This is a genomic window from Streptosporangium sp. NBC_01755 (genome assembly GCF_035917995.1).
Lineage (GTDB): Bacteria > Actinomycetota > Actinomycetes > Streptosporangiales > Streptosporangiaceae > Streptosporangium.
Map to the genome: position 1 here is coordinate 8,122,482 of NZ_CP109131.1, position 26,613 is coordinate 8,149,094.

Annotated in this window: 26 protein-coding genes and 2 pseudogenes; 16 read left to right on the forward strand and 12 right to left on the reverse strand. The window is 68.8% G+C overall.

Annotated features, from left to right (window positions below):
- Nucleotides 1-9: 9 nt before the first annotated feature.
- From OG884_RS37220 to OG884_RS37240, 5 genes are all read left to right on the forward strand, one after another.
- Nucleotides 10-993: an ABC transporter permease gene (locus OG884_RS37220; RefSeq protein ID WP_326647109.1), complete on the forward strand. Its 984-nt coding sequence runs from the start codon at nucleotides 10-12 to the stop codon at nucleotides 991-993.
- Nucleotides 983-2,896 carry a dipeptide/oligopeptide/nickel ABC transporter permease/ATP-binding protein gene (locus OG884_RS37225; protein WP_326640787.1) on the forward strand — a complete coding sequence of 638 codons (1,914 nt, stop codon included), beginning with the start codon at nucleotides 983-985 and terminating at the stop codon, nucleotides 2,894-2,896. The genes OG884_RS37220 and OG884_RS37225 overlap by 11 nt, the downstream gene beginning before the upstream one ends.
- Before the next feature lie 5 nt (nucleotides 2,897-2,901).
- On the forward strand, nucleotides 2,902-3,060 hold the full coding sequence (locus OG884_RS37230) for a hypothetical protein (RefSeq protein WP_326640789.1): 159 nt from the start codon (nucleotides 2,902-2,904) through the stop codon (nucleotides 3,058-3,060).
- Nucleotides 3,057-4,058 (forward strand): ABC transporter ATP-binding protein, encoded by a 1,002-nt coding sequence (locus tag OG884_RS37235; RefSeq protein WP_326640791.1) that lies wholly within the window; start codon nucleotides 3,057-3,059, stop codon nucleotides 4,056-4,058. The genes OG884_RS37230 and OG884_RS37235 overlap by 4 nt, the downstream gene beginning before the upstream one ends.
- Nucleotides 4,059-4,217: 159 nt before the next feature.
- Nucleotides 4,218-4,538, forward strand: coding sequence for a plasmid stabilization protein (locus OG884_RS37240; protein WP_326640792.1), 321 nt, complete (start codon nucleotides 4,218-4,220; stop codon nucleotides 4,536-4,538).
- Here OG884_RS37240 and OG884_RS37245 read toward each other — a convergent pair.
- A complete protein-coding gene (locus OG884_RS37245; RefSeq protein ID WP_326640793.1) occupies nucleotides 4,531-5,493 on the reverse strand; it encodes a carbohydrate kinase family protein in 963 nt (320 codons plus the stop codon). The two genes, OG884_RS37240 and OG884_RS37245, sit on opposite strands and share 8 nt — an antisense overlap.
- Nucleotides 5,490-5,873 carry a hypothetical protein gene (locus OG884_RS37250; protein ID WP_326640795.1) on the reverse strand — a complete coding sequence of 128 codons (384 nt, stop codon included), beginning with the start codon at nucleotides 5,871-5,873 and terminating at the stop codon, nucleotides 5,490-5,492. The genes OG884_RS37245 and OG884_RS37250 overlap by 4 nt, the downstream gene beginning before the upstream one ends.
- A gap of 81 nt (nucleotides 5,874-5,954) precedes the next feature.
- On the opposite strand from OG884_RS37250, the gene OG884_RS37255 reads away from it, so the two are divergent.
- On the forward strand, nucleotides 5,955-6,401 hold the full coding sequence (locus OG884_RS37255) for a hypothetical protein (RefSeq protein WP_326640797.1): 447 nt from the start codon (nucleotides 5,955-5,957) through the stop codon (nucleotides 6,399-6,401).
- Between the two features lie 27 nt (nucleotides 6,402-6,428).
- Here OG884_RS37255 and OG884_RS37260 read toward each other — a convergent pair whose 3' ends face one another.
- Both OG884_RS37260 and OG884_RS37265 read right to left on the reverse strand, forming a co-directional pair.
- Entirely contained in the window at nucleotides 6,429-7,049 is a 621-nt protein-coding gene (locus OG884_RS37260) for an L-threonylcarbamoyladenylate synthase (protein ID WP_326640800.1), read from the reverse strand.
- Nucleotides 7,050-7,217: 168 nt separating this feature from the next.
- Nucleotides 7,218-7,688 (reverse strand): signal peptidase II, encoded by a 471-nt coding sequence (locus OG884_RS37265; protein ID WP_326640801.1) that lies wholly within the window; start codon nucleotides 7,686-7,688, stop codon nucleotides 7,218-7,220.
- Nucleotides 7,689-8,263: 575 nt separating this feature from the next.
- Between OG884_RS37265 and OG884_RS37270 the strand changes: the two genes are divergently transcribed.
- Nucleotides 8,264-8,431 (forward strand): hypothetical protein, encoded by a 168-nt coding sequence (locus OG884_RS37270; RefSeq protein ID WP_326640802.1) that lies wholly within the window; start codon nucleotides 8,264-8,266, stop codon nucleotides 8,429-8,431.
- A gap of 139 nt (nucleotides 8,432-8,570) precedes the next feature.
- Here the strand turns inward: OG884_RS37270 and OG884_RS37275 are convergent, their stop codons facing one another.
- Entirely contained in the window at nucleotides 8,571-9,335 is a 765-nt protein-coding gene (locus OG884_RS37275) for an IclR family transcriptional regulator (protein ID WP_326640804.1), read from the reverse strand.
- Between the two features lie 125 nt (nucleotides 9,336-9,460).
- Between OG884_RS37275 and OG884_RS37280 the strand changes: the two genes are divergently transcribed.
- The 3 genes and pseudogenes from OG884_RS37280 to OG884_RS37290 all read left to right on the forward strand — a co-directional run bounded on the left by OG884_RS37280 (nucleotide 9,461) and on the right by OG884_RS37290 (nucleotide 11,406).
- Nucleotides 9,461-10,657 carry a CaiB/BaiF CoA transferase family protein gene (locus OG884_RS37280; RefSeq protein WP_326640805.1) on the forward strand — a complete coding sequence of 399 codons (1,197 nt, stop codon included), beginning with the start codon at nucleotides 9,461-9,463 and terminating at the stop codon, nucleotides 10,655-10,657.
- Nucleotides 10,658-10,802: 145 nt separating this feature from the next.
- Nucleotides 10,803-10,920, forward strand: a pseudogene (locus tag OG884_RS37800) (hypothetical protein); the annotation flags it as partial.
- A gap of 60 nt (nucleotides 10,921-10,980) precedes the next feature.
- The gene (locus tag OG884_RS37290) at nucleotides 10,981-11,406 is read left to right on the forward strand and encodes an MmgE/PrpD family protein (RefSeq protein ID WP_326640809.1); all 426 of its coding nucleotides are present in this window, start codon (nucleotides 10,981-10,983) and stop codon (nucleotides 11,404-11,406) included.
- Here the strand turns inward: OG884_RS37290 and OG884_RS37295 are convergent.
- Nucleotides 11,390-12,154 carry a class I SAM-dependent methyltransferase gene (locus OG884_RS37295; protein ID WP_326640811.1) on the reverse strand — a complete coding sequence of 255 codons (765 nt, stop codon included), beginning with the start codon at nucleotides 12,152-12,154 and terminating at the stop codon, nucleotides 11,390-11,392. The genes OG884_RS37290 and OG884_RS37295 overlap by 17 nt on opposite strands.
- On the opposite strand from OG884_RS37295, the gene OG884_RS37300 reads away from it, so the two are divergent.
- A complete protein-coding gene (locus tag OG884_RS37300) occupies nucleotides 12,074-12,364 on the forward strand; it encodes an IclR family transcriptional regulator domain-containing protein (protein ID WP_326640813.1) in 291 nt (96 codons plus the stop codon). The two genes, OG884_RS37295 and OG884_RS37300, sit on opposite strands and share 81 nt — an antisense overlap.
- Before the next feature lie 48 nt (nucleotides 12,365-12,412).
- Here the strand turns inward: OG884_RS37300 and OG884_RS37305 are convergent, their stop codons facing one another.
- Nucleotides 12,413-16,294: an NB-ARC domain-containing protein gene (locus tag OG884_RS37305; protein WP_326640815.1), complete on the reverse strand. Its 3,882-nt coding sequence runs from the start codon at nucleotides 16,292-16,294 to the stop codon at nucleotides 12,413-12,415.
- A 712-nt stretch (nucleotides 16,295-17,006) separates the two neighbouring features.
- Here OG884_RS37305 and OG884_RS37310 point away from each other — a divergent pair.
- Nucleotides 17,007-18,119 carry an extracellular solute-binding protein gene (locus OG884_RS37310; protein WP_326640817.1) on the forward strand — a complete coding sequence of 371 codons (1,113 nt, stop codon included), beginning with the start codon at nucleotides 17,007-17,009 and terminating at the stop codon, nucleotides 18,117-18,119.
- 160 nt (nucleotides 18,120-18,279) lie between these two features.
- On the opposite strand, the gene OG884_RS37315 is transcribed toward OG884_RS37310, so the two are convergent.
- A complete protein-coding gene (locus tag OG884_RS37315; protein ID WP_326640819.1) occupies nucleotides 18,280-19,608 on the reverse strand; it encodes an aminotransferase class V-fold PLP-dependent enzyme in 1,329 nt (442 codons plus the stop codon).
- Between the two features lie 363 nt (nucleotides 19,609-19,971).
- Here OG884_RS37315 and OG884_RS37320 point away from each other — a divergent pair, with 363 nt between their 5' ends.
- A complete protein-coding gene (locus OG884_RS37320) occupies nucleotides 19,972-20,592 on the forward strand; it encodes a S1 family peptidase (RefSeq protein ID WP_326640821.1) in 621 nt (206 codons plus the stop codon).
- 295 nt (nucleotides 20,593-20,887) lie between these two features.
- On the opposite strand, the gene OG884_RS37325 is transcribed toward OG884_RS37320, so the two are convergent.
- Nucleotides 20,888-21,313, reverse strand: coding sequence for a cold-shock protein (locus OG884_RS37325; protein WP_326640823.1), 426 nt, complete (start codon nucleotides 21,311-21,313; stop codon nucleotides 20,888-20,890).
- A gap of 359 nt (nucleotides 21,314-21,672) precedes the next feature.
- Nucleotides 21,673-22,302, reverse strand: coding sequence for an SRPBCC family protein (locus tag OG884_RS37330; RefSeq protein ID WP_326640825.1), 630 nt, complete (start codon nucleotides 22,300-22,302; stop codon nucleotides 21,673-21,675).
- 318 nt (nucleotides 22,303-22,620) lie between these two features.
- Between OG884_RS37330 and OG884_RS37335 the strand changes: the two genes are divergently transcribed.
- Nucleotides 22,621-23,583 (forward strand): threo-3-hydroxy-L-aspartate ammonia-lyase, encoded by a 963-nt coding sequence (locus tag OG884_RS37335; RefSeq protein WP_326640827.1) that lies wholly within the window; start codon nucleotides 22,621-22,623, stop codon nucleotides 23,581-23,583.
- Nucleotides 23,584-23,687: 104 nt separating this feature from the next.
- Here OG884_RS37335 and OG884_RS37340 read toward each other — a convergent pair whose 3' ends face one another.
- Both OG884_RS37340 and OG884_RS37345 read right to left on the reverse strand, forming a co-directional pair.
- Nucleotides 23,688-24,695, reverse strand: a complete 1,008-nt coding sequence (locus tag OG884_RS37340; RefSeq protein WP_326640828.1) for a 1-aminocyclopropane-1-carboxylate deaminase — start codon at nucleotides 24,693-24,695, stop codon at nucleotides 23,688-23,690.
- A 28-nt stretch (nucleotides 24,696-24,723) separates the two neighbouring features.
- Nucleotides 24,724-25,419, reverse strand: coding sequence for a GntR family transcriptional regulator (locus OG884_RS37345; protein WP_326640829.1), 696 nt, complete (start codon nucleotides 25,417-25,419; stop codon nucleotides 24,724-24,726).
- A gap of 162 nt (nucleotides 25,420-25,581) precedes the next feature.
- On the opposite strand from OG884_RS37345, the gene OG884_RS37350 reads away from it, so the two are divergent.
- Together OG884_RS37350 and OG884_RS37805 are read left to right on the forward strand one after the other, a co-directional pair.
- Entirely contained in the window at nucleotides 25,582-26,283 is a 702-nt protein-coding gene (locus OG884_RS37350; RefSeq protein ID WP_326640830.1) for a CBS domain-containing protein, read from the forward strand.
- Between the two features lie 171 nt (nucleotides 26,284-26,454).
- Nucleotides 26,455-26,598, forward strand: a pseudogene (locus OG884_RS37805) (hypothetical protein); the annotation flags it as partial.
- Nucleotides 26,599-26,613: the final 15 nt, after the last annotated feature.

Genomic DNA, 26,613 nt, shown 5'->3' on the forward strand with positions numbered 1-26,613 from the left:
CTCATGGAGATCTTGGGCTTCGCCCTGAGGCGGCTGCTGGTCGCCATCCCGGTGCTGCTCGTGTCGACGTTCCTCATCTTCCTCACAGTCGCCGGGTCGGGTGACCCGCTGGCCGAGCTCCGGGAGCGTCAACCACCGGTGCCGCCGGAAACGATCGCCGCCGAGGAAACGCGGCTCGGGTTGGACCACTCCGTGCTGGAGCGGTACTGGCACTGGCTGACCGGAGTCGTGCAGGGCGACTTCGGTCCGTCGGTCAACCGCAACGCCCACATTGCCACGGAGATCGGCACGCGCCTGGGCATGACCATGCGCTTCGTGCTCATCGCGATGCTGATCGCGGCCGTGCTGGCGATCCTGGTCGGGGTCGTCAGCGCGGTCCGCCAGTACTCCTGGCTGGACTATCTGTTCACCTCGGCCGGCTTCCTGTTCCTGGCGATGCCGTCGTTCTGGCTGGCGATCCTGCTCAAGCAGGGCGGCATCCAGTTCAACCGGGCGACCGGCACGGAGACCTTCTACATGATCGGCGACAGGTCTGTGCCACCACCGCCTACCCTCGGCGCACAGATAGCCGATATCGCCGGGCACATGATCCTGCCGACCATCACCCTGGTGCTGATCCATTTCGCGGTGTGGAGCCGGTTCCAGCGCTCGTCCATGCTCGAGGTCCTCAACAGCGACTACGTCAAGCTGGCCACCGCCAAGGGACTGCCACGGCGCACGGTGCTGCGCAAGTACGCGCTGCGCACCGCGCTCACCCCACTGATCACGATCATCGCGCTGGACTTCACCGCGGTGTTCGCCGGCGCGGTGATCACCGAAACGGTCTTCCAGTGGCGGGGCATGGGCGACTACCTGCTGTCGTCCATCAACGCGCGGGATGTCAACGCCGTGATGGCCTGGCTGCTCGTGGCGGCCCTGGCGGTGGTGGTGTTCAACCTGCTCGCCGACATCTTGTACGCCACTCTCGACCCGAGGATCCGTAGTGTCCGCTGAATCCTCACCGATGCCCGCGGCCGGTGCCGAGCCCGGCCAGTGGCGCACCGTCATCGCCCGGTTCCGCCGGCACCGGCTCGCCGTCGTCTCGCTCGTGGTGCTCGTGCTCGTCGCGCTGTTCGCCTTTGTCGGACCGCTGCTGTGGCACTACCGGTACGACCAGATCACCCCGGACAACTCGCAGCCGCCGTCGGCGACCCACCCACTGGGTACCGACTCGCTCGGTCACGACCTGCTGGCTCAGGTGATGCGCGGTACCCAGCAGTCGCTGCTCATCGCGCTGAGCGTGGCCCTGGGTGCGGCCTTGATCGGCACCGTGACCGGCATCGTCGCCGGCTTCTACCGAGGCCGCACCGACGCGGTGCTGATGCGGGTGGTGGATCTGTTCCTCACCGTCCCGACAATCGCGGTCGCCGCTGTGCTCGGGCACAACTTCGCCGGCGAGAGCGGCTGGTTCCTCATCGCCGCGGTGCTCGCCGCCCTGATGTGGACCACGGTGGCCCGGGTGGTCCGGGGGGTCGTGCTCGGCCTGCGGGAACGCGAGTTCGTGGCGGCCGCCCGTTCGCTCGGCGCGTCCAACGTCCGGATCATGGCCTCGCACATCCTGCCCAACGTGGCCGGTCCGATCATCGTGTCGGTGACCATCCTGGTCGCCGGCGCGATCCTCGCCGAGACCGCGCTGTCGTTCATCGGCTTCGGTGTCCAGCCGCCGGACACCTCGCTCGGCCTGCTGATCGCCAACGCCCAGTCCGCGGTGGGTACCCGGCCCTGGCTGTTCTACTCGCCGGGTGTGGTCATCTTGCTGATCGCCCTGTCGATCAACTTCATCGGGGACGGGCTGCGTGACGCGCTGGACCCGGCGCACACGAGGGGTCCGCGTCGGCGCCGGTACCTGGCCCAGCCGGCGCAGCGCACCGACGTGATACCCGATGAGGTGTTGCTGTCCATTCGGGACCTGAGGGTGGTGTTCGCAGCCGACGGCGGTGACGTGCCGGCGGTCCGCCGGCTGGACTTGGACCTACGCCGGGGCGAGGTGGTCGGCCTGGTCGGGGAGTCCGGCTCAGGCAAGTCGGTCAGCGCCGCCGCGATCATGGGTCTGTTGCCGCCCACCGCCACGGTCAGCGGTTCCATTCGCTTTGCCGGGCAGGAGGTCATCGGGTTGGCGGAGCCGCAGTACCGGCGGCTGCGCGGCCGGCGCGTCGCGATGGTGTTCCAGGACCCGATGTCCTCGCTCAGCCCGGTGCACACCATCGGCGACCAGGTGGCCGAGGCCGTCCGGGTACACCAGGGTTGTTCCTGGGCCGCTGCCCGCGACCGGGCCGTCGAACTACTGGATGTCGTCGGCGTACCCGACGCCCGCAACCGGCTGCGCGACTACCCGCACCAGTTCTCCGGCGGGATGCGCCAGCGGGTGGTGATCGCGATGGCGATCGCCAATGATCCGGACCTCATCATCGCCGATGAGCCGACCACCGCGCTGGACGTGACCGTACAGGCGCAGGTGCTCGCGGCATTGCGCGCCGTCCGGGAACGTACCGGGGCGGCGATCCTGCTGATTACCCATGACCTGGGGATCGTGGCCCAGGTGGCGGACCGGATCGCGGTGATGTACGCGGGCCGGCTGGTGGAGACCGGTACCGCCGTCGATGTCTTCGACCACCCCGCCATGCCGTACACCCGTGGCCTGCTGGACTCGATACCCCGGCTGGACCGGCCCGCCGACGACGAGCTGTGGGCGATCCCCGGCTCGCCACCGACCATGACCGCGCTGCCGGCCGGCTGCGCGTTCGCGCCCCGCTGCGCGATCCGTACCGCCGAGTGCGCCGAGAGCGAGCCCGACCTGCGCCAGGTGTCCGCCGGGCACCTCGCCGCCTGCCTGCACCTGACTGTCGAAAGGATGTGACGCTGATGTCCTCTCCCCTGCGCGGCGCCGCCGGGCGGCGCGAGCTGTTCCGGTACCCGGTGCCGACCGACCTCGACGGGTCGGACGTCGCCATCCACGCCCACGTGGTCACCGGTATGGATATCCGGTTCGTCATCGGCCGGCCTCGCCGGAGCGCGTCGTGACGGGCGAGGAGCTGCTGGCGGTCGAGGGAGTGACCAAGCACTACCCGATACGCCGGGGGCAGATCATCAAGCGGTCGGCCGGCGTGCTCAAGGCGGTCGACGGCGTGTCCTTCGAGTTGCGGGCGGGGGAAACGCTGGGCATCGTCGGCGAGTCCGGGTGCGGCAAGTCGACCCTCGCGAAGCTGCTCATCCGGCTGGAGCAGCCGACCGATGGGCACATCCGGTATCGGGGTACCGACATCGCGGCGTTGCGCGGGCGGGAACTGCGCGACCTGCGCCGCCAGGTGCAGATCGTCTTCCAGGATCCGTACTCGTCGCTGGATCCCCGGATGACGGTCGGCCAGATCATCGCGGAGCCGTTCGCGGTGCACCGCGAGCCGGCACCGACCGACCGGCGCCGCCGGGTGCGGGAGCTGCTGAAGACGGTCGGGCTCAACCCCGAACACATCGACCGGTACCCGCATCAGTTCTCCGGTGGGCAGCGGCAGCGCATCGGCATCGCACGTGCCCTCGCGCTGCGTCCCGATGTCCTTGTGTGCGATGAGCCGGTGTCCGCACTGGACGTGTCGATCCAGGCTCAGATCATCAACCTGCTCCGGCAACTGCAGCGCGACCTCGGGTTGGCCTACGTCTTCATCGCGCACGACCTCGCCGTGGTGCGGCACATCTCGCACCGGGTCGCGGTCATGTACCTGGGAAAAATCGTGGAGATCGGCACGGCACCCGAGATCTTCGAGCAGCCGTCACACCCCTACACGCGTGCTCTGTTGTCTGCGGCGCCGGTACCGGATCCGCACCACCGGGGTGAGCGGATCATCCTGCGCGGCGATCCACCAAGCCCGATGAAGTCGCTCAGCGGCTGCTCGTTCCGTCCCCGGTGCCGGCAAGCCGTCGACGCCTGCGCGGAGCACCCACCGGCGTTGATCGAACGGGGCACGGGGCACCCGGTGGCCTGCATCCGGCAACCGACCTCGGGCGTTCGCACGTCCGGTGACTGACTATGTGTTGATCACGTAGCGAGAGTTCTTCACGTCTCCGTGCGCGGAATGGTCATCGTCAAAAGTCGGTCTGGGACGGCGGTGATACCGGTGTCAGGCGGGACGGCGCGGGTAGCGGAGTGGTAAGGCATAAGTGAACGATGCGAAGAGGTGATCGCCATGCCGCGTGGTTCCAGTTCCAAGCGCGAGCGGCAGTACAAGCGCGTCAAGGAGAGCGCGCTGCGGCGCGGGGAGAAGAAGAGCCGGGCCGAGGAGATCGCGGCCCGGACGGTCAACAAGGAACGTGCCCGCGCCGGGGAGTCCCGGACGGCGAGCCGTACCTCGACCCAGGACATCTCCTCGTCCCGGCGCGGCGGACTGCGCTCGCACTCCGGGGCCGGAGGCCGTACCAAGGAGCAGCTCTACGCGGAGGCCAGGCGCCGCGGCGTCAAGGGCCGCTCGACCATGAGCAAGGCGCAGTTGGAGAAGGCTCTCAGCTGAAGGTCCTCTGGACGGTCGTCGCCCAACCGGCGGCCTCCAGTTCGGCGCGGGTCGGCGGGTTCGCTCCGGCGCGCCTGCAGGTGAGGCCCGCCACGATGGTCGCCCGGTCGAGGATGCCGACCAGTTCCGCCTCGGACAACTCGCCGATCAGGGCCGGGGTGGCACGACCGCCCCGCAGCAGCCCGTCGAGCAGGCCGGCGGTGAAGGCGTCTCCGGCACCGACGGTGTCCACCACCTGGACCGGGATCGCCGGTCGCCGGAGCGCGTGGCCGCCTCGGGTCAGCCCCAGGCAGCCCTCACCACCGTAGGTGACCACCACCAGGTCGGGGCCCAGGGCCAGCCATCCCTCGGCCACCTCGCTCGCCTGCCGCTCCGGGTAGAGCCAGCCCAGGTCCTCCTCGCTCGCCTTGACCACGTGGGCGAGGGTCACATACCGCTCGACGAGTGGACGCGCGGAGACCGGGTCGCCGAGCAGGGCGGGCCGGATGTTCGGGTCGTAGCTGATCAGTACGCGGCCTTCGGCCCTTGCCCGCGCGACGGCGTCGGCGATCCGGTCACCGCCGGGCGGCCGCCAGGCGGCCACCGACCCGGTGTGGACCACCTGGGTCTCCGCCGGCAGGTGCGGCTCACCGTCCCGCCACTGCCAGTCGGCGGTGCCCTCGACGTAGAAGTCGTAGGCGGCCTGGCCCGCCTCGTCGACGGAGACGATGGCGAGGGTGGCCGGCTCGCTCGCCGTGACCGCCCAGCGCAGGTCCACCCCGTTCGCCGCGGCGTGCGCGCGCAGCGTCTGGCCCAGCACCCCCGAGGAGAGGCGGGCGACGAACGCGGTGGGGTCGCCCAGGCGGGCCAGACCGACCGCGACGTTGAGCGGGCTGCCGCCCGGATGCCCGGTGTAGGTCCGGCCGTCGTCCTCGGCGACCATGTCGACGACCGACTCGCCGATGACGCTGATCACGGCGTGCCGCCCGGCACGCGGGTCGCCGATCCCGGATGGGCCGTCGTCACCGTGGGAGGGGTTTCGAGCTGGTCTGCCACGTCTCTCCAGAAGTTCTTGAACATGCCGTACGCGGTCTTGATCTCGACGCCCCCCGGGAGTTCCGGGCATTCGTTCTCGCCGTTCGTCCCCCAGTCGACCCAGCCGGACTGGCGCCGCTGGACGATCTGGAAGGCTCCGGAGGGTGCCGATGTCCACCAGATCATCGCCCGGAACGGCTCGGAATGGAACTCCACGGTCTTGGAAGCCGGTCCCGGGAAGATCGTCTCATCGGGAACGGCCGATACGTCGACCGACTCGTAGGAGCCCGTGCGGTCGAGACAGTGGGAATTCGCAGCCACTCACCCGGCCACCGTGACATCTGCGCGGTACCCGAGCACCAACCTGTCGAGGGAGAAGGTGATCCTACGAACCGCCGAGACGTGCTCAGAGTCGGCCTGGCCGCCGCGATGGGACGAGTCCTGGGCGACGCCGCCGACGAGGCCATGGAATTCACCCGCCGCGCCGACCAGTCCGCTGTCGGGCAGAGCACCTTGGATCATCTTGAGGTCGTGATCACCGACATCGCCACAAACGTCAACCGCAGTTCACCCGCCGACATGTTCACAGTGGCCCACGCCTACCGACAACGGATAGATCAGCTCATCCGCAGCCTGCACACGCTCAAGGAAAGTCGCGAGCTGTACGTGTACGCCGGTTGGCTCTCGCAGGAGCTCGCCTGGCTGGCTCACGAACTGGGCAACTCGACCGCTGCCCATGCCTACGCCATCGACGCTCTCGAACATGCTGACCAGGCCGGGCACAACGAGCTGTATGCTCACGCGGCCAACGCTCTGGCCTCCATCACCCTCTCTGTCAAACTCTTGTGAGACATGGGACGAATGGTGCCGGTCGCCTTACTCGAAGAGGGACGGGTCTCCGGTGCCCCGGCGGAGGATCTCAGCCTCGCCCTGCGAAAGGTCGACGACCGTCGTCGGGGTGGCTCCGCACTCGCCTGAGTCGATGACGGCGTCCACCACGTGGTCGAGCCTCTCCTTGATCTCCCAGCCCTGCGTCAGGGGCTCGGTCTCATCGGGCAGCAGCAGGGTGCTCGACAGCAGCGGTTCGCCGAGCTCGGCCAGTAGCGCCTGTGTGATGACGTGGTCGGGGATCCGAACGCCGACCGTCTTCTTCCGGGGGTGCAGCAACCGTCGCGGCACCTCCTTGGTCGCGGGCAGGATGAACGTGTATCCGCCGGGTGTCGCCGCCTTGACCGAGCGGAACAGCGCATTGCTCACATGAACGAACTGGCCGAACTGGGCGAAGTCCCCGCAGACAAGGGTGAAGTGGTGGTCACTGCCCAGTTGGCGGATCTCCCTGATCCGGTCGATGCCCTCCTTGTTGCCCAGTCGGCATCCCAGTGCGTAGCACGAGTCCGTCGGGTACGCGATCAGCCCGTCCGCGCGCAAAAGCTCGACCACCTGGTGGATCAGCCGAGGCTGCGGATCGTCCGGATGCACATCAAGGTATTTCGTCACACCTTGGAGTTTAGGAGCAGACACGCCACCACATGACATGCAGGCGGCCCGCAGGTGCCGGGTGAACTGAAGGTCACCATCACCCCACGACTCGCCCGGGGCAGCCTCGAAACACCGATCCGAACCGTCCTGACCAGCGGAGTCCCCGACGAGAATCGAGGACGTGGTTCAGGCATGCCCCTTGTCGGCTATGCCCCCGAGGGGGACGTCACGCAGGCTGAGCAGCACGAGCAGGGCACAGCTTCCCACGAGAGCGATGTCGGCGACATTACCGACGAACAGTCCGCCATAGTCGATGAAGTCGACGACATGACCCCGGCCGAACCCGGGGGAACGCAAGAGGCGGTCGAGTAGGTGGGAGAAGGCGCCGCCCAGGAGCCCACCCAGCGCGACGGTCCAGGCAGGCGAGCGTAGCCGCCGCCCGGCGTACAGGATGCCGGCGACCGTGACGGCCGCCGCCAGGGCGAACACCCACGTCGCCCCCGTCCCGATCGAGAACGCAGCACCGGGGTTGTACAGCAGCCGTAGCTGGATCAGCTGTGAGATCACCGGGATGCGTTCGCCGCCCGAAAGCGCCGAGATCGCCCAGACCTTCGAAGCCTGGTCCGCGAGAAGGACCACCGCGGCCAGCACGATCATCCGACCGTACAGCCGTGGCTCTCCCCTCGCCGTCTGCGAATTCCCTCCGACCGACACACTTACCCCGCAATCTGCGACTTTCTCGCATCGAACCCATGGGGAGCGTCCCTGCCCCTGAGCCTCGTGGCCGGGAAGCACCGTGCTTGAGCGACGTCAGCATCGCATACGAGGTGTGGGAGGCGTCTGGTCCGTGAGGCACCGGCCGGGCTCACTGCAAGAGCGGCCACCCGGTCCGGCGGGTACCCGACGAGCAGTGCGGTGAGCTCCGGCGGCCCAGTGGCGCGCTGACACGGGAACTCCTCGCCGACCAGGCCCTCGGCGGGCAGCACGTGCCAGGCCCTCGGCGGGCAGCACCTGCGCCAGGCCGCTGAACAGGGCGACGAGCGTGTGCGAGTCCTCACCCCCGGAAGTTAATTAAACCGCTCCTCCTAACCCAGCCGCTCCTCTTAGCCCGACCGTCCCTCTTATAGGAACAGTGTTTCATATTTGAGCCCATCCGTGCCAGACCGAAAGGGCATACCCCCCAAATAAGGAGAAACCGGTCATGGCCGAGCTGAGTCTTGAGCACGAGGGACATGGCGCACGAGAGATCGACAATGCCCGGCGGGCTGCTGGACATCACCCGGCGAGGAGTGCGGATCTTCGACTTATCCCAGCCGCTGGAGCCTGGCATGCCCACCTCGCCGAACCATCCCGGGTTCAAGATGGCACTGGCCGTCGTCGAGACGTCCGCCTTGGCCTAGAGAGCCGGTCAAGTAACCGCACGGAGCGTTGATCAACACCAGATGCGGCCAGGCCGACCTGTTGCGACCCGGGGTTTACCCGAAGGCCGGACACCGCTTGGTCCTTACTTGACCGGTGCTCTAGACCGTGAGCCGCGGATCAGGACATGTACCCCAGTCGGCCGGAGACGCGAGCGGTGGCCTTGACCAGCGCGTCGGCACAGCCGTCGGCCTCGCTCCTGAACCGCTCAAGAGGTCCGCAGACGCTGATGACGGCGAGCGGGCGCCCCGCGTGGTCGAAGACCGGGGCCGCCACCGAGCCCGCGCCGGGCTGGCGCTCACCGTAGGAGACCGCGTAACCCACCTGGCGGATGTGCTCCAGCTGCTCCCGCAGCGTGGTCTGCTCGCCGGAAGCGTGCCGCGAGAGATAGCCGTCGCGCTCGGCGTCCGGCAGGAAGGCGAGGAATACCTTGGAGGAGGCCCCGATGTGCAGGGGATACGGCACACCGAGCGTCACCGACATGCGGACCTCGCGTGCGGGGGTGACCTGCTCCACGTAGATCCGGCCCTTGCCGCTGCGCACCGAGAGCGTCGCGGTCTCCCCGGTCTCGGCCGACAGCGCCGCGAGCTCCGGGGCGGCGACGCCCCGGATATCGATACGGTCGAGGTAGGCGAGGCCAAGTCGCATCGACATCACGCCGAGCGAGTATCTGCGCGTCTCCTCGTCCAGCTCGATCAGCTGACGGCTGCGCAGCGAGGCGAGGATCCGGTGCACGGCGGCCTTGGAGAGGGACAGCCGGTCGGCGATCTCGGTGACGCCCAGGGTAGGCGTGGCCGACTCGGCGAACAGCACGAGCACGTCGGCCGCCCGCTCGACCGTCGATGCCGTCTGACTCGTGGGCTGGGCCGGGTCGTCTTCGGACATGGGCTGACTCCGTTTTCACAGGGGCTCAACAGATCTTCGCATCGGGCCGCGCGTCGTGCACGCCATCAGCATCTCAGTATATTTCGGAACAATATTCCAAAAAAAGGAACATTAGGAGGCCCAACATGGCCAGTGGCCCTCTGGACGGCGTCGTCGTCCTTGACATCGCCACCCTTTTCGCCGGACCACTCGCCGCCACGATCCTCGGCGACTACGGTGCGGACGTCATCAAGGTCGAGCACCCGGCCAAGGGCGACCCCTCGCGATCGCACGGCCCGGCCAAAGATGGCGTGGGGCTCTGGTGGAAGATGCTCTCCCGCAACAAGAGGGCGGTGACCTGCGACTTCGGCCGGCCCGAGGGGGTCGAGCTGCTGCGTCGGCTGGTGGAGCAGGCCGATGTGCTGATCGAGAACTTCCGGCCCGGCACGCTGGAGCGCTGGGGCCTGTCCCCCGCCGAGCTTCACGCGATCAACCCCGGCCTGGTCATCGCCCGGGTCACCGGGTTCGGACAGGAGGGGCCCTATTCCCGGCGGCCCGGCTTCGGCACGCTGGCCGAGTCGATGAGCGGCTTCGCGGCGATCACCGGCGAGCCCGACGGCCCGCCGACCCTGCCGCCCTTCGGCCTGGCGGACGGCATATCGGCCCTGGTCTGCGCCAACGCCATCACCATGGCGCTCTACCACCGCGACCACGGCTCCGGCCAGGGCCAGGTGGTGGACCTCGCGATCATCGAGCCACTGCTGACCATCCTCGGCCCGCAGCCCCTCGCGTTCGACCAGCTCGGCGAGGTGCCGTCGCGCACCGGCAACCGCTCGATCAACAACGCCCCGCGCAACACCTACAAGACCCGCGACGGCAAATGGGTGGCGGTCTCGACCTCCTCCCAGAACATCGCCGAGCGGGTGATGCGCCTCGTCGGCCATCCCGAGGTCATCGACGAGCCGTGGTTCAAGGGTGGCAAGAGCCGCGCCGAGCACGGCGACGAACTGGACGCCCACGTGGGCGACTGGATCGCCGCCCGCGATGTCGCCGAGGTGGTCTCGGCCTTCGAGAAGGCCGAGGCGGCGGTCGCCCCGATCTATGACATCCGCGACGTCTTCGCCGACCCGCAGTACCAGGCGCTGGACTCGATCACCACGGTCGAGGACCCCGACTTCGGGCCGATCAGAATGCAGAACGTCTTGTTCCGCCTGTCACGGACGCCAGGCTCGATCCGGTGGACCGGGCCGGCGCTCGGCGCGCACAACGACGAGGTGTACGGCGAACGCCTCGGCATGTCGGCCGGGGAACTGAGCGGGCTCCGGGACCAGGGTGTGATCTAGTGGCCACCTTGCCCCCGGTCCGCATAGTGGTACAAGGTTACAAATATCGGAACAATCTCTGGAGAAATCGGTGAGTGAGAAGACCCTCGCGGAGCGGATCGCCGCTTTCGCGGCGGCCTGCCGCTACGACGAACTGCCCCCCGATGTGACCGACAGCGTCCGCAGCCGGGTCCTCGACATCCTCGGCCTGTGCCTGGCGGCCAGGGGCCTGCCCTCCAGCCAGGCGGTGCTCGGATATGTCACCGACCAGGGCGGGCGGCGCGACAGCCACGTGATCGGCGAGCCCGAGCCCGTGCCCGCCGCGCTCGCGGCGCTGGCCAACCATGTCCTCGGGGATCATCGAGGCCAACCGCACCGGCGGCACGGTCAAGCGCACGCACTGCGGCTGGGCCGCGCACTCCGGGGTGACGGCGACCCAGCTCGTCCAGCGGGGCATCACCGGGCCGCCGACCGTCCTCGAAGGCAGGTTCGGCTTCTTCACCGCCTTCCTGCGCGGCGAGTTCGACGCCGAGGAGATCACCTGCGGCCTGGGCACCGCATGGGCCGTACCCGGCATCTTCTTCAAGCCGTACCCGGCCAACCACTTCACCCACACCGCCATCGACGCGGCCCTGGCACTGCGGGCGCGGGGGCTCGACCCCGGCGAGATCAAGTCGATCACTCTCGGCGTCCCCTCTCGGCAAATTCACCGCTGCGCCTTTCTCATCGTCTCGTTCGTTCATTGGTTCGCGCCTAATTACGGGCGGTGAGCAGCGCCCACGGAGTGGACCAAATGTGCCGGTCCACCTTTTCCGGCGCGCCGGGCGGGGCGAAACCGCGCACGGTCACGTCGTCGAAGCCCGCCGCGCGGGCGAAGGAACCGAACTCACGCGCCCGGAAGGCATTGATGTACGGCTCGCCGGTGATCTCGCTGTGGTAGGCGCCGAGCACGTCGCGGAACGGGTCGCCGATCAACCTGGTCTCCAGGGCGACGAACACCCCGCCTGGCCGCAGCACCCGCCTGGCCTCACGCATGGCCCCTTCGACGGACGAGAGCGGCATCTCGTGCAGCACCATCGAGACCACCACGAGGTCCGAGCCTCCCTCGGGGCCGGGCAGCGCCTCGGCGTCCGCCTGAACCCAGTCGACGGCCAGTCCCTCCTCGGTCGCCATCTTGCGGCCGAGCCGCAGCACGGGCAGCGACAGGTCCACACCGGAGACCTGGGCGTCGGGATAGCGGCGGGCCAGGGAGAAGGTGGTCTTGCCGAACCCGCAGCCCATATCGATCACCCGGCGCGGCGCGAGATCCTCGGGGATCGCGGCGGTCAGAGCGTCGTGCAGAGCCGAGGGCGCACGCCGGCCCGCGTGCACGAGACGGGCGCCGAGGGCGTAGACGAGCGCGCCGCGGTCGTCGCGCCAGATGCCGCCGTCCTGGCGGTGGAAGTCGTATCCCGTGTAATACGCGGGCGCCTGGAAGCCCTGCTGGCGGAGGTCGGGCGGATCCGCCGCCTGGGCCACGCCGAGAGCGCCGGCGAACGCCAGTCGGCCGCCGGCAGTGTGGCGGCGGCCGTACTCCGCTCGGACGGCACGGTGTTCGGCTCGGTCTCCATCTGCGGCCCGATCACCCGCTTCGACGAGACCACTCGCGCCTCCTATGGGCCGCTGGTCGCCGAGGTGGCCGGGCGTATCTCCACCGTCGTGCTCCACCGGACCTCTACCTTCCGTTGATCCAGCCTGCGCCGCGATCACCTCCGCCGAAAGCCGTTCGCCCCTGGTTCAGGCGGGTGGCGGGTAGAGGTCGAAGCCGTACAGGCCCTGGTCGCCGCCTGCCGCCAGGCCGAAGCCGGTGGGGAACCAGGCCAGGCAGTTGAGGCCCGCCTCGACGCGGGTGCCGGCGCCGACCGACTCTCCGTACCTGTCCCACAGCCGGATGGTGCCGTCGTCGGAGCAGGTGGCGAGCAGGTTGCTGTCCGGGGAGACGGCCACGCCGCGGATCTTTCCCAGGCCGGTGGGCAGCGTCGCCCGGTCCCTGCCGCCGGCCGACCACACGCGTGCGGCGCCGTTCTCGAAGCAGGCGGCCAGCCAGGTGCCGTCGGGGGCGATCGCCACCTGCCGTGCCGCCCCCGGGCATCCCTTGAGCGAGGCCCGCAGCTTTCCGTCGGCTCCCCACAGGCCCGCCGCCCCGTTGACCGAGACGATGGCGAACCACCTGCCGTTGGGGGCCACGGTGATCTCGTCCATGGCCTCCACCCTGCTTTTCAGGGTGGCGTACCGCCGGCCGTCCGGTTTCCAGAGTTGGATTTTTCCGTAGATGGACAGGGTGGCGAGCCAGGCGCCGTCCGGTGAGATGAGGAGGTGCGCGGTCGCCCGGACGTTCGCGATCAGGACGGCCCGCTCGGTGCCGTCGGCCCACCAGACACGCGCGGTGCCGTCTTCCGAGCAGGTGGCCAGCCAGGTGCTGTCGGGGGCGATCACCACCTCGCGCACCGGCCCGGTGTGACCGGTCAGCACCGCCCTCCTGCTGCCGCCCGCGCCCCAGAGCCGTACGGTCCGGTCGGCCGACCAGGTGGCCAGCCAGGTGCTGTCGGGGGCGATCGCCACTCCTCGCACACGTCCGGTGTGCTCCGTCGGAATGGCCCGCCTGCGGCCACCGGCTCCGCGTATCCGGATCACGTGATCGCCGGACCAGACGGCCAGCCAGGTCTTGTCCGGCGAGATCGTGCCGTAATGGCCGGCCTCGATGGGAACGGTGAGGGTCGCCCCTTCTATCCTGTCCCCGTTCCAGAGCTTCACCGACCCGTCGCCGGAGTGTGTGGCGATCCAGCTCCCCTCGGGGGAGATCGTCACCCGGCGCACCATCCCGGTCCGGCCCCTGCGGCTCTGCCGCCCGGGGCGCTCCGACTGCCAGATCCGGATCTCCCCGTCCTGCGAGCAGGCGGCCAGCCAGCCGCCGTCAGGGGCGATCACCACCTGACGCACCGGATCGGCATGCCCGGTCAGAGCTGCCCGTTCGCTGCCGCCGGACTCCCACAACCGCACGCTCTGTTCCCCCGAGAGGGTCGCCAGCCAGCCGCCGTCAGGGGCGATCACCACCTGACGCACCGGATCGGCATGCCCGGTCAGGACGGCCCGCTGCCTGCCGTCGGACTCCCACAGACGCACGCTCCGATCTTCGGAGAGGGTCGCCAGCCAGCCGCCGTCAGGGGCGATCACCACCTGACGCACCGGATCGGCATGCCCGGTCAGGACGGCCCGCTGCCTGCCGTCGGACTCCCACAGACGGACCGGGCCGGTGGACGTCCAAGTGGCCAGCCAGGTGCCGTCGGGGGCGATGCGTATCCCGGGTGCCGCTCCGGTGTGCCCGGTCAGGACGGCCCGCTCGTCGCCGTCGACTCCCCACAGGCGCACGCTCCCATCTCCGGACAGGGTCGCCAGCCAGCCGCCGTCAGGCGAGACGGCCATCCTGGAGACCTCGCGTATCGGTCTGCTGCGGCCGGAGACCTTCTCGTTCTCCTGGTTCCAGCCGCGCATCAGCAGGGCGTCCCTCAGGGTTCGCGACTTGGTTCTCACCCGGACCTGGCTCCTGAGGGTCAGGCGCTTCTTCCCGTCGGGGTCCCACAGGGCGACCCTTCCCCTCGCGGAGAAGGTGGCCAGCCACGAGCCGTCCGGCGCGGCCACCATCCCGGCAAGCCTGCCGATCCCGCTCTTCAGGACGGCACGCCTGCTCCCGTCGGCGTTCCACAGGGCGACCCTTCCCCTCGCGGAGAGGGTCGCCAGCCACGAGCCGTCCGGCGCGGCCACCATCCCGGCAAGCCTGCCGAGGCCGTTCTCCAGGAGCGCCTTCTGGGTGCCGTCGATCCCCCAGACCTGCACCCTCCGGCGTCCGGAACGGGTCACCAGCCATGAGCCGTCCGGCGCGGCGGCGACCTCGTGAACCGGCTTCTTGTGCGTGGCCAGCGTTGTCCGGGTAGTGCCGTCGGTCTTCCATACCTGCACACCGTCGCGGCCGTGGACGACGAATCTCGATCCGTCCGGTGTGATCGACACGTCCCTCAGCCGTTTCGTCGTCGAGGTCAGTGTTCTCAAAAGGCAGGTGGCACCGATGTCGGGCAGCGGCCAGCGGGTTCTCAGGAAGGGAGTCTCGGTCTCCTGGCTGTAGCGCTCGATCGACGCCCGCATCGGCGGGAACGCGTACAGACGGGCCAGCAGGTTCGCGGTGGAGACGGCATCCGATTCGAAGGGGGCGAGCAGGTGGGTGCTCCGGGCGATCAGCTGCCGGACCCCGGCGACGGAGCGGGAGGTCGACAGCAGCAGATCCGACTCCGCCGCGGCCACCCCGGACGCGCGTATCCGGGTGACGAACCATCGCACGTCGTGCAGGAGCGATTCCAGCTCCCGATGTCTTCTCCCCTCGGCGAGGTGGAACAGCAGGTGGTCCCAGAGGTAGGGCACTTCCCCGGGAAGCCTCCACCATTCGGCGTCCGCCGCGGGGTCGTCGCCGGGTACCAGGTTTCGGGCCTCGTCGAGGAAGTCCCGGTTGGCCGCCTCGACGCGTTCTCTTCCCAGCCCGTACTCCGAGCGGAGGTGGGAACGGATGACGTCGTGGACGGTGATCGACGGCACCGTTCCCTCAGCCTGCTGCCTGCCGATCAGTGACAGGTCGTGCAGCCTCGCGCAGAGATGCTCGGTCTGCTCGGAGGTCAGTCCGGCGGTGGCGCGCCAGAGAAGCTCGACGGTGCCGACCGGTATGTCGGCGTCCTGTGGGAAGACACCCAGCTCAAGGAAGCGAGCACGGTCGAACGCGCCGAGAGCTTCGAGGCCGTACTCGACCGTCACGCGCACCGCGGTCTCCCGCCGGCGGGGGATGGTGACGTCCAGGACGGCGGGTCCGGCCCGGCCGAGCCGCTCGACCGCCCGGCGGGCGGCGACGTCGGCGTTCATCCCGCTGCCGTGCTCGTCCCGCAGGCGCGCGTTGACGAGGTCCAGGAGCAGTGGCCATCTTCCCGTCAGGCCCATCAGGCTGTTGACGACGCCGGGGTTCATCGGCGGTAGCCCGCGGCTCAGCAACTGGACGGCCACCCGCGGCGCCATCTCGTCGACGATCATCGCGATCGCGTTCGGGGGAAGGGCTCTGGGCAGGCGGGTCGTCACCAGCACCCGGGACCGCACGGCCGCGGCCAGGAAGGGTCTCAGCTGCGACAGGCTCCACACGTCGTCGACCACCAGCAGCACCTGGCCCCGCTCCGCCAGGATCTCGGCCATCCGGTGGCCGGCCTGCTCGGGACTGGAGAACTCCGGCCGGCTGCCCGTCACGGCCTCCGTGACGTCGTTGGCCAGCGCCGCGATGTCGACACCGGCGCGGTCGCGACCCACGGTGACCCATATGACGCCGTCCTTGAACCGCTTCCTTACCTCTCCGCTGTGACACGCCTCCACGGCCAGGGACGTCTTACCGAAACCGCCCGCCCCCGCGATGCCGGTGGTCAGGCCGACCGTTCCCGAACTCCTCATCGTCAGGGTGGAGACCACATCGTCCAACTCGGTTCTGCGGACCCACCCCGCCTTCCTCTCGGGCGCCTGGAAGAGCCCGCCGCGAGCGCGCGACTTCACCAGTCCCGGCGTCAGCCGGGTCAGCAGGACGATGAGGAAGGCGGTCAATCCGAAAATCGCGACCCATGTTATCCGGTGCTCGGCCACCGTTTCCGGGAAATATTCTCCGACCATTCCAACTGGCAGTCCGACCAGGATTCCAACAATTACCAGAAGTGCCGTTGCCATATCGGCGAGTTTTTTTGTGCGACGAGCCAACGATCACCTCGACAGTGCTTACCCCTGCCCCGACGGGCGCTGGGAACCCTGGACGCACGATATCTGTTCCCCATTGCCGCTGAGTTGAATCACCGAGGTTCAGGTAATTAACGCGCGCACAGAAAGCCGTGTTTCACGCTTTGCGCTGCTATGTCCGCAGCACCGACACCGGCCATTCCGACTCACATTCAACGAAGATCTTTTTCCGTGTCGCCACGATCACCCTCGGCCATCTCTTTCGAGTCGCCGGCCGGGCCGGCCACGCCCCTCAGCGGCCAGGGCCCTCCCAGAGGGCCGCCGCGCACGGCCAGGCCGCGGACAGTGGTTTGCCGCAAACGCTTCCCCTGTCACTAAATGCGGCTATAAGCCGAGCAGAATACCGCGTGTCCGAATCAATGTTTAGTTTCGATAAAAAAGACAGCGAAATCAAGGTATCCGCCGCATTCGACGGACCTTCGGATTAGGATCTGACGCGGCCAGAGCCGAGCCGGGAAAAGCCGCTCCCCGCTCATCTCATGCCAAGGCACCGTCCCCGAAACCCTGTCACCTGAAGACGGGCCGGGTGGACGGCGTCCAGTACGCGGTGCCCTTCGTCACCGACGTGCCCCTGCTGTTCCACCGCCGCGGCGTGCCCGTGCCCACCACGACGGAGCAGCTCTGGAAGTACGCCGCCGCGAACGGCGGGTACGCCGTACAGCTCGGCGACTACGAGGGGGGCACCGTCAACCTGCTGGAGGCGGTCCGGTCCGCCGGCGGAAGGATCACCGACGGTGACCGGATCGTGGCGGACGAGGGAGTACACGGCGAGCGGGTGCGCGAGGCGCTCGCGCGCTGGCGAGCGCTGCTGGAGAACGGCACCCTGACACGCGGGGCGGAGAACTTCTCCAAGCAGGACACCTTCGACGCCTTCAGGGACGGATTCCTCGCGCGAGGCCCGAAGGACTCCGCGAAGGAGAGCAGCCTGCAGGCGTTCCGCGACGAGGAGGCGGCCTACATGCGCAACTGGCCGTTCGCGTTCCACCGCCTGGCCACAGACCGCTCGATGTACGACGGCCACCGGCGCCTGCGCTTCGGCATGGCCGCACTCCCCGGCGTCGGCATCCTCGGTGGTTTCAACCTGGCGATCTCCGCACACTCCGACAATCCAGAAAAAGCACGGATGCTCATCGACTTCCTGACCGGCCACCAGGCCCAGGCTCGGCTGTTCGCCTGCAGCGGCTATCCGCCCGTGCTCGAGTCCGTCTACGAGGAGTACCGGCGCGACCCGCGCACCTGCGACCAGCTGTCCACCTCCCCCGGGACGGAAACGGGCTTCTCCGGGAGAAAAGACTGCACGACGAGGGCGGGAGTGAGTCCCACGGCGGGGGCGGACAGCGCCGCCGGACCTTTCGGTGAGAACCCTGAGATCACCGCCCCCATGCTTCAGGAGCTGGCCGGGAAGATCCACCAGGCCCTGTGCAAGGCCGAATCGCGGCCGCAGTACTCCTACTACTCCGCTTTCAGTGAGGTGTTTCGCGGATGCGCCCGCGCGGTGGTCAACGGTGACCTGCCCGCCAGGGAACTGGACCTCGCCCGGTTCGCCGACGCCCTGCGCGCCGCCCGGCAGGGCAGGGCCCCGGAGGGCACGGCCGGGTCACTCGCCCACTGCGGGAAACACGAGTGGCGGCCGGGATGACCGGACCCGTCCCGCTCCCACCGGGCCGCGGCGAGAGCGGGTCGGGGAACGGGAGCGGGAGCGGGAGCGGGAGCGGGTCGGGGAACGGGTCAGCGCCGCAGGTCGGCGCAGGAGTGGCAGGCGTTGGCGGTGCCGGCGATGTTCCAGACCGCGAAGACCTTCAGCCGCGCATCCGCCCCGCGATGTCACGCACCGCCACGGCCAGCAGGTCGACGTCGTCACAGGTGCTGAAGAGCGCCGGTGTCACCCGCACGCAGGAGCCTCTGGCCGGGCCGCCGCGGTTGACGGTGAAGATCCGGTACCGCTTCATCAGGTCGGTGGCGATCGCGACGTTCTCGGCTTCGGAGGTACGCCCGGTGATCCGGAACGCGGTGATCGTGCCGTACATGGCGGGCTCCTCGGGGGTGAGGATCTCCAGGTTGTCGATGTCGAGCACCTGGCCCACCCAGCGGTCGCGCAGGAAGCGCAGCCGTGCCTGCTTGGCGGCGGCGCCCAAGGTGTCGTGGAAGTCCAGAGCGGCGTCGGCGGTCAGGACGGGGGCGACGTTCAGGGTGCCGGCGTGCACCCGGGAACGGATGTCGTCACGCGGGAAGGTCTCGTCGCCGAAGGCGACGTCGATGTCGGCCAGGCGATCCTTGCGGATGTAGAGGAACCCCGCTCCCAGCGGCATACCCATCCACTTGTGCAGGGAGAACCCGGCGAAGTCCGCGTCCAGGTCGCCCAGGGTGAAGTCCAGGTGCCCCCAGGAGTGAGCGGCGTCGACGATCACGTCGATGCCTCGCTCGCGGGCCATCGCGGCGATCTCACGCACGGGCACCACCAGCCCGGTGCGGTTGTTCATGTGGCTGAGCAGCAGCAGCCTGACCCGAGGATGCTCGCGGAACGCCTGGGCGTAGGCGTCCAGCACCGCCTGGCGGGTCGCCGGCTCGGGGATGACCAGCCGCTCCACCCGGACGCCGCGCCGGTCGCGCAGCCAGTTCATGGAGTACTGCATGCTGTGGTAGTCCAGGTCGGCGTACATCACCGAATCGCCGGGGCGCAGCCGCAGATAGCCGGCGATCAGCAGTTGCAGGGCCTCGGTACCGCCACGGGTGAGCGCGATCTCCTCCATGGAGACTCCGAGCATGGTCGCGATGCGTTTCCTGACCTGGTCCGCCTGCCCTTTGTAGGTGTTGCGCAGCAGGTAGGAACTCACCTCGTTGAGGTGGTCGGTGTTGCGATGGTAGGCGCGGCGCACCGGCTCGGGCATGATCCCGTAGTAGCCGTTCTCCAGGTTGACGAAATCCCGGCTGACCCGGTACTGCCGCGCCACGGTGTTCCAGAAGCCCTCGTCCCGGGCGAGCCGCTCGGGAGCGACACCGGCGGGAACGACCGGTAGGGCGGCGGCCGTCGATCGGGGCTCCGCTGAGGGCGGGACCGGCGGCCGCGGGGCGAGGGGCAGGCCCAGCACACCCAGCCCGGCGACCATCTCACGCCTGGACAAGCTCATCGAACCACTCCACACCGATCAGCGAGAGCCCACGGCACGGCGCAGCCCCGACCTGTTCCAACGGATCAGTCACAGTGTGCGTGAAACGGACTCCCCAGGCGGGCATCCGCGCTGTTCAGGCGTGGCGTGGCGTGGCGTCGCCGCCCCCGAGGGGAGTCTCCGGCGGCGACCGGCAGGCCGGCTTTCCCCGCGGGAGCCGCGACGCGCCGGTGGCTCCGTTCGAAATCGCCACCCGCGTGGCGTCCGACCCCTGCGGTCGTGACCGGCGACGGCTGAATTAGAGTTACATCACCCGTATCGCGTCGTTGACCGCGGATACGGGGTCCCCTCACGTCCGGAGAAGCCGGGGTCGAGGAGAGACTCATGTCCCGTAGGCACATCGTCACCGCGGGGTGCGTTCTGACGCTCACCGCGCTTACGCCGTCGGTCATCCCGGCTGTCGTCCCGGTCCGGGAAGCCGGCGCCGTTGCCGTCCTGACCGCCGGGAAACGGAAGCCACCGCCGGATCCCATCGACCGGCTACCACCGGGCGTGATCGAAGCACTCCAACGCGACTTCGGTCTCACCAGGAAACAGGCAGAGACCCGGCTGCGCAACGAGGCCCGGCTGACGGTGGTCGAGGCGGGACTCCGCGACATGCTCCGCGACTGCTTCGGCGGATCTTGGCTCATGGGAACCCTCTCCGAGACCCTCGTGGTGGCCACCACCAGCACAGCCGACATCCCCCGGATCGTCGCGGCGGGCGCCCAACCCAAGATCGTTACCGCGTCGCTCGCGAAGCTCAGGGCGATCAAACAGAAACTCGACGAGTCTCTGCCGAACCACCCGACCGGAGGAAGCGTCCGCTACATCGACGTGAAGAGCAACAAGGTGGTCGTCCTGTCCAGATACGCCGCGGCGACCCGGCTCCTGGTCGCCTCCATCCCGGTGGACAGGTCCCTGGTGGTCGTGCAGCCCTCGACGGAGACCCCTCGGCCCTCCTAACACCCGACGGGCCACGGCGCCTGCCGTTTCGGACCGGATCTCGGACCGGATCTCGGACCGGATCTCGGACCGGATCTCGGACCGGATCTCGGACCGGATCTCGGGCCACGCCGGGATCGGCGCCCTGATGATCTTCGCTCCGCCGCTCAGTCCGCGAAGCGGAGAGACGGCCCGGCCCATCTTCACCGGCGGGCACCCCACCGGCTTCGCCGACATCGGCTGGTTCTCGTTCGGCAACCGAACCGGCCACGGCCCGCGCATCCAGGAGGACGCGCAGGACCCACCGCGAGAGGCGTCAGTCGTCGACCCAGCCGTGGGATCGGGCGAACGCCAGGAAATGCTGCCTGACCTGCCCGATCTGCGCGCCCGTCAGCGTGGGCGCGTGCTCGATGAGCAGTTCGGTCACCGCACCGCTGAAGGACTTCGCCGACAGCACGTCACACACGCCGTCGTCGTCGCCGAGCTGCTGGGAGGCGACCGAGGACGGCGTCACCGCGACCGGCCGCCGCGTCGGCGGCGGGTCCACGAGGCTGACCGTCGACACTTTCAGGCCGCGCTCACCCTCCATGACCTCGTACTCCACCCGGAGACCGGGCTGAACCACATGCCGGTTCTCACCGAAGTCGTTGGCGTGGAAGAACACATCCTCGCCCCCTCCGACAGCGGCGATGAAACCGTATCCGCGTACCTCGTCGAAACGAAGGATCGTACCGACTGCCACCACAACACCACCTACACAGAGAATCGCAACGCTCTATCTGATCCTGCCGGAACCCTCCGGCCCAAGGATCCGGCCTGCCTGCCGCGCCGGATCACCACTCTCCTCCTCATCAATCGACCTTCCCACCGCCCGACCGGCTCGGGCACCCCACAACCGGATCCACGGGGCGGTTCCGGCACCGGCCGCCCATGCCGGGACCCGCCGAGGGGCCGGATCCGCCCCACCCGTTCAGACCGGACGACCCGATGCTAGCCCGGACGGCGCACCGCGCGCATCGGTCCACGTCCACCTCTGCCGCTTTCACCACCCGTTCGCCGATCTCCCGGCCGGGCCCGACGCGTCAGGGCTCGCCCGATCCCTCAGCGGGCGGTGTAGGCGGCCGTGACCCGATCCGCCGCGGCCCGCGCGCCGGCCTCGTCCGCTCCTGCCGCGACATCCGCCTCGTACCATCCCAGGCTGCTGAGCGACATGAACCGCCTGCCCTGGTCGGAGGCCGCCCATGCCGCGACCTCCTGCGGGTCTGTGGCCTGTCCGGACGACAGGTGGACGGCCAGGCCGATGAGTCCCATGTCCCAGCCGACGCCGACCGCGCCGGGCCCGAACTCCTCCCACCTCTCGTCGTCGACATGAGCGGTGTGCTCCAGTTCGAAACGCGTCCCGCCCCCGGGCTCGGCCGTCAGCCGGACTTCGATCCAGCTGACGTCTCCGCCGTACTCCCAGGTGGCGGCGTAGCTCTTGGGCGGGTCGCAACGCTCGATCCTTCCGCCCGCGTTGCCCTGGAGTTGATAGCGGCCGTGGAGCCGCAGGTCACCGGAGATGGGCAGAAACCACCGGGGGATGCGTTCGGGATTGGTACAGGCGTCCCAGAGGTCTTCGATCTCGGTTTCGTATGTCTGGCTGACGGTCACGACACGCGCCTCACCCGCCTCGAGCACGCGGCTGCCGACCTGTCGCCGTACGGCATTGATCTGCCGGGTGACATCGATCATGCGGTTCTCCTTGGGTCTGGTCCTTCGCCGGGACGGTGGAGTCGACATCGCGCGGCGGTTTGGTGCTCACCGCATGGGGGCCGCCTCTGAGCGCGCCAGGAAATATTAGAACGCGCTTGAGCGGTGAGCGCGCATTTCGGGAAATACGTTCGATTGACTATCGAGAACATGTCAAGCTTGTCACCACCATAGGGAGTGGAAGGGGCGCTTTCCGCGCTCTGGGTAAGATCCTGCCTTTGCAGGAGGAACGCGGATCACCCCCGGCCCCAGGTCGTCAAGGTGTGGCCCCAGCCGTGTCCGACAGAAAAGAGCCAGCCGATGCCCCAGCCGCCGACCTATGACGATGTCCGGAGCGCCGCCGCCCGCATCGCGTCACAGGCCCACCGCACCCCGGTGCTGCGCTCGCGACTGATCAACGAACGCGTCGGCGCCGACGTGGTGTTCAAGTGCGAGAACTTCCAACGCGTGGGCGCGTTCAAGTTCCGCGGCGCGTTCAACGCCCTGTCGCGGTTCACCCCCGACCAGCGACGCTCCGGCGTGATCACCTACTCCTCCGGCAACCACGCCCAGGCGATCGCCCTGGCCGCCCGGCTGCTGGACATCCCGGCCACGATCATCATGCCGCACGACGCGCCGGCCGCGAAGGTGACCGCCACCGAGGGCTACGGCGGGCAGGTCGTCCGTTACGACCGCTACACCGAGGACCGGGAGGAGATCGGCCGCGCGCTGGCCGCCGACCGCGGCCTCACGCTGATCCCCCCGTACGACCACCCTCACGTGATCGCCGGTCAGGGCACCGCCGCCAAGGAACTGTTCGACGAGGTCGGTGAGCTCGACGCACTCTTCGTACCTCTGGGCGGCGGCGGGTTGCTCTCCGGCACGGCGCTTTCGACCCGGGCGCTGTCACCGGGGTGCGCGCTGTACGGCGTCGAACCCGAAGCGGGCGACGACGGCCGGCGATCGCTGCGCCAGGGCAGCATCGTCCACATCGACACCCCGAAGACCATCGCCGACGGCGCGCAGACCCAGCACCTGGGCACCTACCCGTTCGACATCATCCGCCGCGATGTCGACGACATCCTCACCGCCACCGATGCCGAACTCGTCGAGGGCATGCGGATCTTCGGGTCCATCATGAAAATGGTCGTCGAGCCCACCGGATGCCTCGGTTTCGCCGCCGTCCGCAACCTCGCCCCCCAGTTGCGCGGGCGGCGGGTCGGCGTGATCATCAGTGGGGGCAACGTCGACCTCGACCGTTACGCGGCACTGCTGACTTTGTGACCCGGGAAGCATCGGCACGGTGCTCTCCGGCCGCGCCCGGCGTTCCTGGACCTGTGCGACGAGGTTTCCGTTTCCGGAAGCCGGGTCGTCAGGGGACGCGGAGGTCAGCGGAAGAGGGCGCTGTAGGCGTTGACGGCGGGCTGCCCGCCTAGGTGGGCGTAGAGAACGTTGGAGTCCGGACCGATCTCACCGCTCCTGACCAGGTCGATGAGCCCGGCCATGGACTTGCCCTCGTACACCGGGTCGATGATCATGCCTTCCAGGCCACCGGTGAGCCGCATCGCGTCCAGCGTCGAGGAGACCGGGATGCCGTAGAGGTCACCGGCCCAGCCCTCCAGCACGGTGATCTCGTCTTCCCGCAGGTCACGCCCGAGGCCGATCAGCTCGGCGGTGTTACGGGCGATCCTCTCCACCTGCGCCCGGGTCGCCTCGATCTTGGCGGAGGCGTCGATACCGATCACCCGGCGGGGACGCTCCTGACCGGCGAAGCCGGCGATCATCCCGGCGTGGGTGGAACCGGTGACGCTGCAGACGATGATCGTGTCGAAGAACACGCCGAGCTCCCGCTCCTGCCGCTGGACCTCGTAGGCCCAGTTGGCGAAGCCGAGACCGCCGAGGCGGTGGTCGGATGCCCCTGCCGGGATCGCGTACGGTACGCCCCCCGCCTCCCGCACCTCCGCGAGGGCCTGCTCCCAGCTGTCCCTGAAGCCGATGTCGAACCCCTCGTCGACCAGCCGTACCTCGGCACCCATGATCCGGGAGAGCAGGATGTTACCGACCCGGTCGTTGACCGAGTCGGGCCAGTCCACCCAGCTCTCCTGGACCAGCAGGGCCTTCAGCCCCAGCTTGGCCGCGACCGCCGCGACCTGGCGGGTGTGGTTGGACTGCACACCGCCGATGGAGACCAGGGTGTCGGCGCCCTGGGCGAGTGCCTCGGGGATCAGGTATTCCAGCTTGCGGGTCTTGTTGCCGCCGAAGGCGAGACCGCTGTTGCAGTCCTCCCGCTTGGCCCAGATTCGCGCTCCGCCCAGGTGCGCGGTGAGTCGATCAAGCGGGTGCACCGGGCTCGGCCCGAACAGCAGGGGATGGCGGGGAAAGTCCGCGAGGGACATGTCGTGCTCCTTGGATTTCCGGGGTGATTCAGCTTGAGAGTTTCCACGTGCTGCCGGCCGTGTCCCCGGTCGCCGAGTCCGGCAGCGGTGCGAGGGTCTGCCAGTTGGCCCGCGCGGCCAGCGCGGCGCCTTCGACATCCCCGGCCGCGCACAGCGCGATGATCTCGTCGTGCATTTCCACGGACCCCCGGCCGGTGAGCGAGGAGAAGCGCAGCCGCTCGACTCGGCGCAGCGCGGGAGTGACCTGCTCAAGCACCGACCCGACCACGTTGTTCGCGCACGCCGTGACGGCGACCGCGTGGAAATCGTCGTCGGCGGCCAGCGCCCCGTCGACGTCACCGCGCCGCAGCGCCACGGCGAATCGCTCGTTGGCCTGGCGCATCAGATCGAGTTCCCCGTCCGACAGCACCGGCACCGCTTCGCGTACGGCCAGTTCGTGCATGGCCGCGGCGACGGACTGGGCGCTGCGGGTCTCTCTGTCGTCCAGCGGGCTGACGATGGTGAACCGGCCCGGTTTCGTCTGTACGAGACCTGACTGTTCGAGACGGACCAGTGCCTCGCGGATCGGTGTGCGGCTGATGCCCAGCCAGCTGATCAGGTCGGCGTCGTTGAGGCGTTCGCCGGGCGCGAGAGTGCCGTCGACGATCGCGTCACGGAGGGCGCGGTAGGCGTCCTCCCGCAACAGGGACTTGGCGACGAGACCTCGGCTTTTCGGGACCGGCATGCAAAATATTGCACATCACATTTTGCGTATTGTCAATCAGCCCCGAACATCGACCGCGGTACCAGGACCGAAAGACCGCCGATGAAGGACTTCCGACCCTCAACACGGGACGGGTGCCGCTGTCCAATGAAAGAGGAGCTTCCACCCTTTGAGGAGGAAACGATGCGCGTAAAGGTGAGCGAGGTCATGACGCGAGCTGTCGCGTCGGTCAACGGCAGCACGCCGTTCAAGGACGTCGCCGAGGTGCTCATCGCCCATGGAGTGAGCGCGGTGCCGGTCGTCGACGCCGAGAACCACGTCCTCGGCGTCGTCTCGGAGGCGGATCTGCTGGCCAAGGAGGAGTTCAAGGAGCAGTACTACCGCGAGGGCTACCGGCCGCCGCTGCGCGCCCGGCTGCGGTACCGGCTCAGCCGTGAGGGGCGTTCGGCCGAGCAGAAGGCCCACGGCGACACCGCCGCCGAGTTGATGACCGCGCCCGCCGTCACCATCGCCCCGAACGCCCCGGTGGTGTCCGCGATGCGGCTGATGGACGAGCACGGCGTCAAGCGCCTGCCGGTGGTCGACCGGGAGGGCAGGCTGGAGGGCATCGTCAGCCGTCAGGACCTGCTCAAGGTGTTCCTGCGTCAGGACGACGAGATCGCCCGCGAGATCAGGGAGGACGTTCTCGATCACTCCCTGTGGGTGGACACCTCCCAGGTGAAGGTCACGGTGCACCAGGGCATCGCGAAGCTGAGCGGCCGCATGGCACGGCGCAGTGACACACTGATCGCGGCCCGGATGGCACTGCGGGTCCACGGGGTGGTCGACCTGATCGACGAACTGGAGTGGGACGAGGACGACACCCCCACATGGCAGAGCCGGTAGTGTCAGCGGTCGCCCAATTGGGCCCTAGCGCGATCTATGGGGAGCGATCACGTTCGGTGATCAGTTGCGGAGAGCCATGGCACGTAGGAGGTCGAAGTTCGCTATGATCCAGCGGACCATATGACGCGGCTTGACTGGTGCAGGGGTTGAGGGAGCCGGCTCGGCGCGGGCGTGGGCCGGATCACCCACCGCCTGCTGGAACTCGGACACGAGGTCGTCGCGGTCGACGAGTCACCCGAGATGCTCGCCCACATCCGCGGCACCGAGACCGTGTGCTCCCCGATCCAGACCCTGGCCCTGCCGAGAACCTTCGACCTCGTGCTGCTGATC

What these genes read in the sequence shown, in the direction of transcription:
- OG884_RS37230 (WP_326640789.1), top strand. Translation starts at nt 2,902, where the DNA reads ATGTCCTCTCCCCTGCGCGGCGCCGCCGGGCGGCGCGAGCTGTTCCGG.
- OG884_RS37240 (WP_326640792.1), top strand. Translation starts at nt 4,218, where the DNA reads ATGCCGCGTGGTTCCAGTTCCAAGCGCGAGCGGCAGTACAAGCGCGTC.
- OG884_RS37265 (WP_326640801.1), bottom strand. Translation starts at nt 7,688, where the DNA reads ATGATCGTGCTGGCCGCGGTGGTCCTTCTCGCGGACCAGGCTTCGAAG.
- OG884_RS37270 (WP_326640802.1), top strand. Translation starts at nt 8,264, where the DNA reads ATGGCGCACGAGAGATCGACAATGCCCGGCGGGCTGCTGGACATCACC.
- OG884_RS37275 (WP_326640804.1), bottom strand. Translation starts at nt 9,335, where the DNA reads ATGTCCGAAGACGACCCGGCCCAGCCCACGAGTCAGACGGCATCGACG.
- OG884_RS37280 (WP_326640805.1), top strand. Translation starts at nt 9,461, where the DNA reads ATGGCCAGTGGCCCTCTGGACGGCGTCGTCGTCCTTGACATCGCCACC.
- OG884_RS37290 (WP_326640809.1), top strand. Translation starts at nt 10,981, where the DNA reads ATGTCCTCGGGGATCATCGAGGCCAACCGCACCGGCGGCACGGTCAAG.
- OG884_RS37315 (WP_326640819.1), bottom strand. Translation starts at nt 19,608, where the DNA reads ATGAGCTTGTCCAGGCGTGAGATGGTCGCCGGGCTGGGTGTGCTGGGC.
- OG884_RS37320 (WP_326640821.1), top strand. Translation starts at nt 19,972, where the DNA reads ATGTCCCGTAGGCACATCGTCACCGCGGGGTGCGTTCTGACGCTCACC.
- OG884_RS37330 (WP_326640825.1), bottom strand. Translation starts at nt 22,302, where the DNA reads ATGATCGATGTCACCCGGCAGATCAATGCCGTACGGCGACAGGTCGGC.
- OG884_RS37335 (WP_326640827.1), top strand. Translation starts at nt 22,621, where the DNA reads ATGCCCCAGCCGCCGACCTATGACGATGTCCGGAGCGCCGCCGCCCGC.
- OG884_RS37340 (WP_326640828.1), bottom strand. Translation starts at nt 24,695, where the DNA reads ATGTCCCTCGCGGACTTTCCCCGCCATCCCCTGCTGTTCGGGCCGAGC.
- OG884_RS37345 (WP_326640829.1), bottom strand. Translation starts at nt 25,419, where the DNA reads ATGCCGGTCCCGAAAAGCCGAGGTCTCGTCGCCAAGTCCCTGTTGCGG.
- OG884_RS37350 (WP_326640830.1), top strand. Translation starts at nt 25,582, where the DNA reads ATGCGCGTAAAGGTGAGCGAGGTCATGACGCGAGCTGTCGCGTCGGTC.